Origin of the sequence: Cellulosimicrobium cellulans, assembly GCF_001722485.1 — a bacterium.
In the GTDB taxonomy this organism is placed as follows: Bacteria; Actinomycetota; Actinomycetes; order Actinomycetales; family Cellulomonadaceae; genus Cellulosimicrobium; species Cellulosimicrobium cellulans_A.
This window is the reverse complement of record NZ_LWGL01000327.1, coordinates 1-1,431: the sequence shown is the minus strand read 5'-3', so window position 1 is coordinate 1,431 and position 1,431 is coordinate 1. Positions and strand designations below refer to the sequence as shown.

At 78.5% G+C, this 1,431-nt stretch carries 1 protein-coding gene and 1 pseudogene; both read left to right on the top strand.

Features of this window, described 5'->3' with window-relative positions:
- A pseudogene (locus JZ5iCDA_RS17475) lies at positions 1-752 on the top strand (LiaF domain-containing protein); the annotation flags it as partial.
- Positions 749-1,210, top strand: a complete 462-nt coding sequence (locus JZ5iCDA_RS17470) for a hypothetical protein (RefSeq protein WP_069388239.1) — start codon at positions 749-751, stop codon at positions 1,208-1,210. The pseudogene JZ5iCDA_RS17475 and the gene JZ5iCDA_RS17470, both read left to right, overlap by 4 nt.
- Positions 1,211-1,431: the final 221 nt, after the last annotated feature.

Below are 1,431 nucleotides of genomic sequence, written 5' to 3'. Positions count from 1 at the left end.
TCCCGCCGTACGCCTCGGCACCCGTCCCGCCCGTGCCTCCCCGCCCGCCGCAGGCGCCGAGGCCCCCCAAGCCGCCGCGCCCGCGCGGCCCCGGGTCCGCGACCGTCGGCGTGGTGGTCGGGCTGAGCCTCCTGCTCGGCGCGCTGCTGCTCGTCGTCGACCGCGCCGGGGACCTGCCGTGGCCGGTGTTCCTCACCTGGGCCGGCGCGTCCGTGGTGCTCGCCGGCCTGGCGATCGTCGTGAGCGGGCTGCGCGGCCGCACGAGCGGCGGCCTGGGCTTCCTCGCGGTGCTCGCGCTGGTCGTCGCGGTGCCCGCGGCGTCCTGGCACGAGGAGCGCCCGAGCTTCGTGCTCGACGACTCCACCCGCACCGTCACCGACGGGACGCACCGCGTGACCGACCCCGACGTCGCGAGCGACGGCTTCGGCGTCCGGTGGGGCGACCCGACCATCGACCTGTCCGACCTCGACCTCTCGGACGTCGCCGACGGCGACCACGTCGAGGTCCCCGTCCAGCTCGGGGCCGGCGACGTGACGGTCGTCGTCCCGGACGGCGTCCCGGTCCGCGCGGACGTCCAGGTCTGGGCGGGCAGCGCGCGCTGGGAGGCCGACGGCGAGTACCGCGAGATCAGCGGCGTCAGCTCGCGGCCCGTGACCTTCACCAACGACGAGGCCGACGCCGGCGAGGACCCGCAGCTCGTGCTGCTGGTCGACGTGGGCGCCGGCCAGGCGATCATCGAGGAGGACCGATGAGCCAGGACGACCGTCGCGACGCACGCGACACCGACGAGACGCTCGTGCTCGGCACGTCGGCGGGCACGGCACCGACCCAGCCGCTGGGGGACGCGGTCTTCGGGACGCCGGCACCTGGTGCCGCCGACCCGGCGGGGACCGGCACCCGCGAAGGAGCGGCGGACCGTCCCTCGACCGGGGACCCGACCGGCAGCACGACGGGGAGCGTCCCCGCGGCCGCGGACCCGGTCGCCGGGGACGAGCCGTCCACGGAGACGGTCCGGCCGCCGCGCGGCCCGCGCGTCGGGACGATCGTGTGGGGCTTCGTCGTGCTGGCCTTCGGCGCCGCCGTCCTCGCGACCGCGCTCGGCGCCCACGTCGACCTGGGGCTCGCCGCGATCGTCGTGCTCGCCGTGGCGGGCGTGACGCTCGTCGTCGGCTCCGTCGCGGTCGGCGCCCGGCGGCGCAGCCGCGGCTGACGCCACGCGCAGCAGGGAGAGGGGCCGTGACGCGACGCGTCACGGCCCCTCGGCCCGTCCGGACGCGCGGTCCTCGCGCTCGCGCCGGTGCGACCCGGCGCGAACGGGTCTCCGGCGTCCGGACGGACGGGTCCTCGGGCGCGAGGCCCGAGGAGTCTCAGCCGCGGCGGCCCGGCTCGTCCGGCCCGGCGGTGGACCGCGGGGCCGCCTCCGGCGAGGCA